The sequence below is a fragment of the Natranaerobius trueperi genome (genome assembly GCF_002216005.1).
Taxonomy (GTDB): Bacteria; Bacillota; Natranaerobiia; order Natranaerobiales; family Natranaerobiaceae; genus Natranaerobius_A; species Natranaerobius_A trueperi.
In genome coordinates, this window is sequence record NZ_NIQC01000049.1 from 1 (window position 1) to 9,670 (window position 9,670).

The 9,670-nt window shown below is 32.4% G+C and carries 13 protein-coding genes, 1 tRNA gene and 1 pseudogene; all 15 read left to right on the forward strand.

Annotated elements, in window-relative coordinates; translation table 11 throughout:
• Positions 1-311: 311 nt before the first annotated feature.
• Entirely contained in the window at positions 312-452 is a 141-nt protein-coding gene (locus CDO51_RS13945) for a hypothetical protein (RefSeq protein WP_158212466.1), read from the forward strand.
• A 127-nt stretch (positions 453-579) separates the two neighbouring features.
• Complete coding sequence (locus tag CDO51_RS15115; RefSeq protein WP_276207038.1) at positions 580-711, forward strand: hypothetical protein; 132 nt, start codon at positions 580-582, stop codon at positions 709-711.
• A gap of 347 nt (positions 712-1,058) precedes the next feature.
• The gene (gene mazG / locus CDO51_RS12620; RefSeq protein ID WP_205842268.1) at positions 1,059-2,138 is read left to right on the forward strand and encodes a nucleoside triphosphate pyrophosphohydrolase; all 1,080 of its coding nucleotides are present in this window, start codon (positions 1,059-1,061) and stop codon (positions 2,136-2,138) included.
• Positions 2,139-2,252: 114 nt separating this feature from the next.
• On the forward strand, positions 2,253-2,531 hold the full coding sequence (locus CDO51_RS12625; RefSeq protein WP_089024586.1) for an HU family DNA-binding protein: 279 nt from the start codon (positions 2,253-2,255) through the stop codon (positions 2,529-2,531).
• Positions 2,532-2,621: 90 nt separating this feature from the next.
• Positions 2,622-3,653, forward strand: a complete 1,032-nt coding sequence (locus CDO51_RS12630) for a SpoIID/LytB domain-containing protein (protein ID WP_240503583.1) — start codon at positions 2,622-2,624, stop codon at positions 3,651-3,653.
• 92 nt (positions 3,654-3,745) lie between these two features.
• The gene (gene yabP / locus CDO51_RS12635) at positions 3,746-4,033 is read left to right on the forward strand and encodes a sporulation protein YabP (RefSeq protein WP_089024587.1); all 288 of its coding nucleotides are present in this window, start codon (positions 3,746-3,748) and stop codon (positions 4,031-4,033) included.
• 23 nt (positions 4,034-4,056) lie between these two features.
• Positions 4,057-4,545: a spore cortex biosynthesis protein YabQ gene (gene yabQ, locus CDO51_RS12640; protein ID WP_240503584.1), complete on the forward strand. Its 489-nt coding sequence runs from the start codon at positions 4,057-4,059 to the stop codon at positions 4,543-4,545.
• 57 nt (positions 4,546-4,602) lie between these two features.
• Positions 4,603-4,962, forward strand: coding sequence for a septum formation initiator family protein (locus tag CDO51_RS12645; RefSeq protein ID WP_089024589.1), 360 nt, complete (start codon positions 4,603-4,605; stop codon positions 4,960-4,962).
• A 91-nt stretch (positions 4,963-5,053) separates the two neighbouring features.
• A complete protein-coding gene (locus CDO51_RS12650; protein ID WP_089024590.1) occupies positions 5,054-5,410 on the forward strand; it encodes a S1 RNA-binding domain-containing protein in 357 nt (118 codons plus the stop codon).
• 331 nt (positions 5,411-5,741) lie between these two features.
• Positions 5,742-5,918: pseudogene (locus tag CDO51_RS15615) on the forward strand (IS3 family transposase); the annotation flags it as partial.
• Between the two features lie 282 nt (positions 5,919-6,200).
• Complete coding sequence (locus tag CDO51_RS15620; protein ID WP_089024591.1) at positions 6,201-6,341, forward strand: IS3 family transposase; 141 nt, start codon at positions 6,201-6,203, stop codon at positions 6,339-6,341.
• A gap of 164 nt (positions 6,342-6,505) precedes the next feature.
• Positions 6,506-8,074 (forward strand): ATP-binding protein, encoded by a 1,569-nt coding sequence (locus tag CDO51_RS12660; protein ID WP_143824736.1) that lies wholly within the window; start codon positions 6,506-6,508, stop codon positions 8,072-8,074.
• Positions 8,067-8,963 carry a Ppx/GppA phosphatase family protein gene (locus tag CDO51_RS12665; protein ID WP_158212467.1) on the forward strand — a complete coding sequence of 299 codons (897 nt, stop codon included), beginning with the start codon at positions 8,067-8,069 and terminating at the stop codon, positions 8,961-8,963. The genes CDO51_RS12660 and CDO51_RS12665 overlap by 8 nt, the downstream gene beginning before the upstream one ends.
• A 45-nt stretch (positions 8,964-9,008) precedes the next feature.
• Positions 9,009-9,085: transfer RNA gene (locus tag CDO51_RS12670), tRNA-Met, on the forward strand.
• 395 nt (positions 9,086-9,480) lie between these two features.
• Positions 9,481-9,670: helix-turn-helix domain-containing protein (locus CDO51_RS12675; RefSeq protein WP_143824737.1), on the forward strand; the 190-nt coding region annotated here is incomplete at its 3' end.

The window sequence follows — 9,670 nt, forward strand, 5'->3', positions numbered from 1 at the left end:
AGCCATAAAACAATTATTTAAAGAATTCACCCTTATGTTAAAAGGTTTCGGTCTTGTAAATGGGGAGATTGTGCCATAGATGGGACAAAAATAAAAGCAAGTAATTCAAAGAGCAAACATTTTACCGAAAATATTATTAAAAAGAAAATTGAGTACTATGAAGCTAAAATTGATAAATATATCAATGAGTTCCTAAAAACTTCAGAAGACCAAGATATGAAACAAGTTATGGATGAAAAAGTTGAAAGTTACAAGTCTAGGAAGACTTTGAAATAGTAAATGATATAGATGATCAGAGTCAATTATCAAATATGGTAACAAAAACAAGGAGTATATTCAGTGATCAAAAAATTATATCATTAGTAGGTACTGGGTATTTTAATATGTCTGGAATACTAGCAGCAGTAGATGAAAACACAGAAATATTAATTAAAAACAAAGTCAGGTTTTGAAAAGACGAATTTTCACTATGACAAATCAAAAGATATTTATAGATGTCCTTTGGGTTGTCCACTAGACTTTAAATGGAACGGAAAGAACAGAAGAAAAAATTATAGACGTTACGTGTGTAAGGACTACATGGATTGTGGAAATAAATCTGAATGTACATCAGCAAAAGCGGGGAGAGTTATAACAAGATTTGATGATGAAGAATTTATAAAGCAAGTACATGAAAATACAATTAAGAAAAAAGGACCTCTACAAACTTAGGGGCTCAATAGTTGAGCACCCTTTTGAAACATCTTTTGGATATACATATTTTTTAACAAGAGGCCTTAACTCTGTAAATGCAGAAGCAGGATTTATTAGTCTTGCTTACAATCTAAAAGATTGATTAATATTATGGGAGTCCGGGATCTCGCTAGCAAGGCTCTTCAAGCAAGTACTCCCTTCTTTTAAATTACATTTTATTATTTTTGGAGCAATATACCGCAAAAGGTATTATATTATGGGTCTGTTAAATTAATTGTTAGACAATCACGCTTAGTGGTGTGAGAGGAGGTAGATAATTAATTATCTACGTCATAATCGTTTTTAGAGTAGATAGGAGGGATTATATGGAATCAAATAGTATCCAAGTTATTATTGTTAAAACACAAATAGAAAAAGCAATAACAATTGATCTCTATAGATCTTTACAAAGAGAAGAGGTAAAGCTATATGTTTCTGAAGAATCTTTAGAGATTAAACAATTTTTGAAAAATGAATCACTAAATTTTGAATCTATAAAACAAATTAATAATTCTCTATTGCAAGATGAAAAAATAGTATATTTTACTCAGTTAGAGAATGATAATAACATTTTTAAATTAATGAACAGCTCAGACGGTGTTGAAATATATACCGCTGAACCAAAAGAACAAGAATTATCGTTATTGCCACTAAAGAAGATTATGGAGTGTTTAAGAAGTTCAAAAGGTTGTCAATTTGATAAGAAACAGACACATAATACTTTGAAGCCTTATTTATTAGAAGAGTGTTATGAGGTTATTGACGCAATTGAAAATAGTACTCCAGAAGACTTAACTGAAGAATTAGGAGACCTGTTATTACAAGTAATTTTCCATACACAAATAGGAGAAGAGCAAGGGGAGTTAACACTTAATGAAGTATTAAAAAATCTAGAGAAGAAGTTAATTAGAAGGCATCCTCATGTATTTACAGGTCCATATTCTAAAAAAAATGATATTCCAACTTGGGAGGAAATAAAACAAAAAGAAAAGAATAATAAAGACAAACAAAAATCTATAATGGATGGTATTCCGCAAGGTGCATCAGCTTTGTTTAAGGCTGAGAAAGTTCAGAAGAAGGCTAGTGAGTGTGGTTTTGATTGGGAGGCAAGTTTAGGAGCTTACGAAAAAGTTAAGGAAGAGTTACAAGAGCTATATGATGCATATCTTGACGGTTATTGGGAAAACATAGAAGAAGAATTAGGAGATGTGTTTTTTTCTTTAGTAAATTTAGCTAGGTTTATGAATGTATCTTCGGAAGTGGCATTAGAAAAAACCGTTTCCAAGTTTATAAGAAGATTTATTTATATAGAGCAAAAAATTACGGAAAAAAACGATAAAATTGAAAATTTTTCCTTAAAAGAGCTAGATGATTACTGGGAGGAAGCAAAAAAAAGGGGAGTATAGCGGATTTTTATCGTTTTTTAGCAGGAATTACATTAAAATCCTCGAATAGCTTAAAAAGGGGTTGAGCTCAGTAAGTTTGGGTTTTTAAGATTATTTTTAGGAGGGATTTATGTTATGAACAAAACTGAACTTATTACTAAAGTTGCAGAAAACAGTGGAATGACTAAAAAGGACACAGAAAAAGTTGTAAATGAAGTTTTTGATGTTATCTCAGATGAGCTCTCAAAAGAAGAAAAAGTTCAATTAATTGGTTTTGGGACTTTTGAGGTAAGAGAAAGAGCCGCAAGAGAAGGAAGAAACCCTTCAACAGGTGAAGTTATTAAGATTGACGCTACTAAAGTTCCTGCATTCAAAGCAGGAAAGGCACTTAAAGACAAAGTGAAAAATGGTTAATTTATAAGTAGGCGGATTTATCCGTCTACTTTTTTTGTATAGTTTTACCCAAAAAGAAAGATACTAATAAAAAAACTTGGGGGGAAATTTATGAATTTTAAGTTATTATTCAAAGTTAAGTTTATTGTGATTCTCTGTTTATTATTAACGTTTTCTTTTATGGGGTGTGCACCTCCTGAAGAAGGGGAGGAGGAGAATGGAGCTTTAGATGAGCAAGAAGAAAATGGTGCTGAAGATTCACCAGAAGATGCTCCAGAGATACCTGAAGCCATATTCACTGCACCTGACGAAGAACCAAGGTTGTCTGTATTTTTCCATGAAGAAGATGATGTACGAGAAATGGAATTTGAGGAATACATTAAAGGTGTTGTTGCTGGTGAAATGGATCCAACCTGGCCTAAAGATGCCTTGGCAGCTCAAGCTATAATTGCAAGAAGCTTTACAATGTTTAAAATAGCTGAAGATGGTGGTCTTCCTGAAAGAAATGCACATGCTTCAACAGATATTCAAGAATTTCAAGCATATAGCGAAGAAGATATTACTGATGAAGTAGAGCAGGCTGTAGAAGATACAAGGGGCGAAATTGCTATTCATGAAGGAAACTTTATAAGGGCTTGGTTCCATGCTTTTGCAGGACCAAGGACAGCCACAGCAGAAGAAGGGTTAGGTTTTGCTGAAGAAGAGCCACCTTATATTCAAATCGTAGACAGTCCTGCTATGGACATAATTCCTGAAGAGGAGCGAGATTGGGAGGAGACTTTTACTACACAAGAACTTAGTCAAGCAGCAGAAGCTGTTACCGGTGAATCACCACAAGGTGAATTTGATGTCGAAATAATAGAAGAAGGACCTTCAGGTAGAGCGGTGTTGTTAGAAATGGGCGGAGTTGAAGTTCCAGCCCCTGAATTAAGAATAGAACTTGGAAGTGAAGTTATGCGCTCTACCTTTTATGAAGAAATAGAATCTCAAGATAATGAAATTAGATTTTCTGGAGTTGGATTTGGTCATGGTGTTGGAATGTGTCAATGGGGTGCAAAAGCTTTAGTACAAGAAGATAATGCACCAGAGGATGTTGTAACATATTTCTATGATAATGTCAGAATTGTAAACCTTTGGGAATAGATTTTTTCTATTCCCCTTTTTTTTGTCATAAAATGGTCACTTTCAAAGTAAGATATAACAGGACTATCAGGACGACAGGGGGGGGAGAAAAAGTGGAAGAAAAACAACAAGAGGCAACCCATCAACTTATAGTAACAGATCGAGAGTATATTGAAATAACAGGTGTGTTACATGTTGATAGTTTTGATGATGAAGAAATCGTGTTAGAAACAGAGCTTGGCTTGTTAGCTTTACGGGGAGAAAAGTTAGACATCAAAGAATTAAATTTAGATGAAAAACTGTTAACAGTAGAAGGTGTTATTTTAGAAGCCGCCTATTCTGAAGAAGTCGGGGAAACTTATAAGGGAAGAAAAGGAATATTTAGTAAAATATTCAGGTAATTGAGGTGGACTCTTTGGAAAAGGTGATAACCCAATTTTTTGTTTTTTTATCTTTATTTGTTTCGGGGATGACATTGGGAATTGTATTTGATTTTTTTAGAGTTATGAGGGGCCGTAAACGATTCACAAAAATTTTTCAGTCTATTTTAGATATTTTATTTGGAGTATTTAGTTTTGTATTAATTTCAACAGTCTTACTAGTAAGTAATTGGGGAGAAGTAAGAGGTTATGTATTTATTTTCATATTAATTGGGATAACAATCCATTACAAATGGGTAAGTAATTCAATAATAGAAGGATATTGTATCTTTTTTATTTTATCCGAAAGGATAGTTTCAACAGTAACAGAAACTTTATTTAAAGTGTTTTATATTGCTATTTTCCCTTTTAAAATAGTTTTAATGCCTTTTTTTTCAGGAATTAATAAACTTATAGGTTTACTAAAAAAACTGTGGAAAAACTCAAATAAATGGTTGAAAAAGTTAATATTCCGATTTAATAAGAAGGATTAACAGTATTTTATAAAGAATAAGTGCTAATAAAGAATTTAGAAATAGGAGGAACTAGGTATGGGGAAAATCAGGCAATTTCCTCGAAAGCACACAACCCAAAAAAATAAAAGTAAAGAGAGCTCAATTAAGAAAAAGATATCAGTTAATAAAAAAGTTATTTCCGGGATAGCTATCATTACTATAGCCTATTTTGGTTTTTTGTTGATTGATCAAAGCATAAGCTATTTTGAATTATTACAACAAAAAAAACAAATACAGGAAGAAATAAATGAAGCAAAAGAGGATAAGAAGGAGCTTGAAGAAAAGGTAGAGCTTTTAAATGACCTTGATTATATTGAAATATTAGCACGTAGAAAGTTTGGATTCATAAGAGAGGGTGAAGTTCCATTAGATGTTTTAGGTGATGATACAAATTAATAGTAGACATGCTGTAGGCCCTAACTTGACTACTTAAAGTGTTTGAGATATAATCACCATAAGAATTTAATGGGGAGGAATAAGAGTAATTATGTCCGTGAAAGTTGGCCAAACCGTAGAAGGTGTTGTAACAGGCATTACAAACTTTGGAGCATTTGTTGAATTGCCGGGAGGTGAAACTGGATTAGTTCACATCTCGGAAGTAGCAGACACTTATGTTAAAGATATTCGTAAATTTGTAAAAGAAGATGAACAAGTGAGAGTTAAGATTTTAAGTGTTGACGGAGATAAAATTGGCCTTTCTTTGAGAAGAGTTAAAGAAAATAAGGAAAAATTAGTTTCATTTGAAGATAAAATGGCTAAGTTTCTCAAAGAGAGTGATGAGCGTCAACGTGATCTACGAAAAAATACGGAAGCGAAGCGAGGAAATCGCGATTCTATTAAATAATTCATTTTTCTTGATTAATTGAGAAATGGCAGGGCGCTTACAAAAGTACCCTATAGAGTAGACACGAAAAAAAGTCTACCTATTAGGGTACTTTTTTTGTATAATTAACAAAAAATGAGAGGCAAAATTCGAAAAAACTGTATATTGAGAAAGAGATTTAAGTGTTCTCTGAAAACCCGTATGTTAAATCAGTTAGTTTAAAAGTATTACCTAGGATTAATCTGCAGCTAATAGATGGCGGGTTACTTATCGAAAAGACGGAATAGCTAGACTAAGAGATATCAGAGTTGAAATTCAGAAATACCCTGTGAAAGAGAACTAATATTAGGCAAGAGAGAGTATCCTAAAAGCTTTTTATTTTAAGCGTCGTAAAACAGGTTCACGTAACATTTAAATGACTCTGGCTGTCAATTTAATGTTATCTACAATTTAAAACGACGAATCATGAAAAAATACGGCATTATTTCTCCTATTAGAAAGCAATTCATATAAACGAATGATGAAGGCTAGAAACAAAGCTTATTTATCAACATAAAGGACGGTTCTACAGGTGAGGTATTAGCTCATTTATCAGATGGGCTAACTATTAATTTAGCCATAGACACCTTTGGAGGACTAAAGAAGATTTTACTTCAAAAAAGCAAAGTATGCCTTAATTTATTTGGATCAAGGAACTCATAATACTCACTCTAGGATTTCAGGAAAAAGTAGTAAAGAAACTTAAACCACGCCAATCTATGTCGAGAAAAAGGAATTGGTGGGTTAACGCCATGCTAAAGATGAAGCTAATATTAAACATTGTACAACTTTAAAAGAATTAGAACAAAAAATAAAGCAATATATGAGCTATTACAATAACTATCGATACAAATGGAACTTAAAACAGGAAACCCCTGTTCAATACAGTGATTATTTTCTGATATCAGCCTAGGAATTTTTTAATTGTCAGTTACGAAGGGTACACTTTATAGAGCGCTCTATTTTTTATTTAAGTATAACTAAAATTTATCAAATAAACATTAAAAAATTGAAGGTTTTTCCGTTCTTAACTAGAAAATAAATTCATAGTAAATTTTTTAACTGAGGAGGGGGCAGTTGTTGTATGGTCAACAAGTGCTAGAACCAATATTTATGAATGTTGAAGTAGGATTATTAATAATTGATCGTAATGGCAAAATTAAAATGGCCAATAGAAACGTGTTAGAGTTCTTTGGATGGGAACATGATAATATTGATGGAAAACTATTCAATGAAGTACAAGATATTAACTATGGTTGGGGTAAAAAGTTCTGGGATATCTTTCAATTGCATAAAATTCATCAGAAAAAAACTATTGAAAGCATTTTAATTAAAGTTAAAGGTAATTATAAGTTACTTGAATTAAAGTTAACACCTCCGACAATGCTTAATGACTATACAGAAGCATACGTTATAATGATAGATGAAAAAGAAAATACTACAACAAGTTCTAAAGCCTATCGTAATCGTGTCTATGAATTAAGAAAGTTACGGTCACAAGCAAAAAGAGTATTTGACTATTTGTTTGATGCTATTGTTACTATTGATAGAACAGGGACAATTACCTATCTTAATACAGGGATAGAAAAGATTTTTAATATTCGAAAAGATGACTTTCTAGGAACTAGTTATACGGAACTATTGGAGTTTAGTAATACATATAAAGCAGAATGCTTTTCCCTATTAGAAAAATCACTTTTTGAAGGGGAAAAGTATATTAATTATGAAGTACAAGCTAAGAATAGTGAAGGAGAGATTAAAACTCTTAAAGGGATAACTTTGCCTTTATATGACGATGAAGGTAGTTTTTTAGGTGTTACAGGAATTTATAAAGATATTACGAAAGAAAAAGAGCAAGAAAAAAAGCAGGAGAAGTGGGAAGAAAGGTTCAGAATGACTGAAAAATTAGCCATAGTTGGGGAAATGGCAGCTGGGACTGCCCATGAAATCAAGAATCCATTAAGTGCTATAAAAGGTTTTTTGCAATTATTAGAATCAGATAAAATAGATGAAAATAAAAGAGAACAGTATCTAAAAATTGTAAGAGAAGAATTGAATAGGTTAGAAGATATTGTAAAAGAGTTTCTGCAACTTTCTAAACCTTCTAAAGCTATAGAAACAGATGAAATTTCACTTTGTGAAGTGTTTTCAAAGACTTTATCTTTTTTAAAACCTAAATTTGAAACAAATAAAACTGATCTATACTTTAGTTGCAGTGGATTTCCAATTATTATCCGAGGTGATCGAAATAAATTGCAACAAGTTTTTATAAATATTATCAAAAATGCTTTAGAAGCTATAGAAAAAAATTATGATGATAAATATATATCTATAACAGTTCAATTAGACGACTTTAATGAAACTGTTCAAATTCAATTTATCGATAGTGGGCCTGGTATTCCAGATGGGGTAATAAATAAACTTTTTTCACCCTTTGCCACAACAAAGAAAAGTGGAACGGGTTTGGGGTTACCAGTAAGCATGCAAATAATTCGTAGTTTTGGTGGTTATTTAGAAGCAAAAAATCATGAGGATGCGGGTGCTTGCTTTAAAATGGAACTACCAACTAAATCAGTTGATTATGAATATGGAACATGCTATAAATATCAAAAAAATAAATGTGAAAGGGTTTTTTATCATGAATAGTAACAGAAGAGCAGCAATTGATATCGGAAGTAATTCCATAAGGTTGTTAATAATTGAAAATACGCAAAATGGAATAATAGAATTAAAAAGGGATATAATAACAACTAGATTAGCAAAAGGGATAAAAGATAATAATAAAATAGAATCTGATGCTATAGAAAGAACTTTTACAGGAATAAAAACTTTTTTAGGATATATTAATATATATAGAGCCCAATTAAAGAGAGTCGTTGCTACTAGTGCTGTTAGAGAAGCTAGTAATGGAACAGAGCTTATTAAATTATTAAAAGAACTAGGGATCGAAGTAGAAGTTGTTGACGGTGAATCAGAAGCAGAATTAACTTACTTAGGTGCAACAATGAATACAGAACATAATAATCCTCTTGTTTTTGATTTAGGAGGAGGAAGCACTGAACTTATATCATTGGCCCCCCAAAAATTTGTTAGAAGTTACGCAATAGGTGCGGTGAAAGCATTGGATTATTTCGGCGATAATGAAGGTAGAATTAATTCATCAGAAGATATTAAAAGTTATATATTAGATTCGTTGAATGATGATATGTTGGACTTATGTACAAAAAAACATTTAGAAGTAATAGGAGTTGGAGGTACAGCTACTTATTTAGCTCAAGCTTATAAAAAATTACCTAAATACACAAAAGAAGAAATACAAGGTACATATTTACTTAAAGAAGATATTAAAGATTTATTATATTCAATGAATTCTTATACTTTAGGAAAGCGTTCAAAAATATTTAATTTACCTGAGAAGAGGGCAGAAATCATTGTATCTGGAGGTTTTATGATATATTATATTTTAGAGTTATTGGGTGCAGCTGGTTATCGTGCAAGTGATGATGACATGTTATTGGGGGCATGCTTACAATAAATTTGACAAATCACTTTTCCTGAGTTATAATGTATTTAACATCGACGCGGGGTGGAGCAGCCTGGTAGCTCGTCGGGCTCATAACCCGGAGGCCGCAGGTTCAAATCCTGCCCCCGCAACCAAAAAAAGTAACTAAAAGCGGACCATTTATATGGTCCGCTTTTTTATGGTTTGCCCTGCATGAGTGGTAGCTAGTCGATGAAAATCTGCTACAGGCTCGGTGGTGGGAACTGTTAGCAGATGGCAAGGGCGTCCACCGCGAGGTGGAGTCTGAAGGAAGCTTAATGTAAACTCTCGGTCTGACGAACAAAAATCACATATAAGGCATATTTGGTTGGATGAGTGTGCCTTACAACATAAATTCTGTATTTGTCAACCGAAAATTCCCCCACTTTGACATAAAAAATAATTGCTTAATTGTAAAATCAAATTGAACTAAATAAAAACCCCATAGTGGACCCAACTGTAATATAATTAAATCACCACAAAATAACCAATTACAGGAAGGGTGCACACTATGGATTACCTTAATAATATACCAACTTCCCGCAAGAATAAACATCTAAATGATTTCGAACGAGGACAGATTGAGTTACTACATAAGCAAGGCTACAGCCCATACGCCATTGGCAAAATTTTAAATAGAGCACCAAATACTATTCGTAATGAACTAAAAAGAGGTACAGTAACCCAGATCAAGGCCCTTA